Here is a 429-nt window from a genome sequence, read left to right on the forward strand (position 1 = left end):
AAGTTGAGCCGCTGGACGTGGCGTCGACAAGCCACCAAAGGCCAAGCCCGACAAGGGCTGCGCTCAACACGATCGATGTCGTCTTACCGGGGTTATCCCAGGCAGCCCCAGCCAAGGCCTGGCCTTGACCTCGAACAGTGTCCGCAAAATCATGAAGTATGTCGCCGGCTTGATTGATCGTCGGCTTGGAGCGATCAGCCGCATCACCTGCCGTGGCAGATAGCGCCCGGGACAATTCCAGGATTTCACCCTTGAGGTCGGTGAGTTGATCTTGGAGGTCGCTTGCAGTCGGTATCGGCCGTGTGAACATAATTGGATCCTCGTTGATGGCATGGCCGCAACGAGTCCCGTTCGCATCCGGTTCCAACAAAAGCGGGCGGAGCGGGCGTTTGTTGCCGCGGAATTGAATATTCATGTGCGATAGTGTAG

1 protein-coding gene is annotated in these 429 nt (G+C 57.6%); it reads right to left on the bottom strand.

All coding sequences use genetic code 11. The annotated features are described in order from the left end of the window. Positions 1-415 (bottom strand): hypothetical protein (locus AC1D0P_RS30175; protein WP_477680093.1); only part of this gene is annotated, 415 nt, incomplete at its 3' end. Positions 416-429 lie beyond the last annotated feature (14 nt).

It is taken from the genome of Polaromonas sp. P1_G2, from assembly GCF_056405515.1.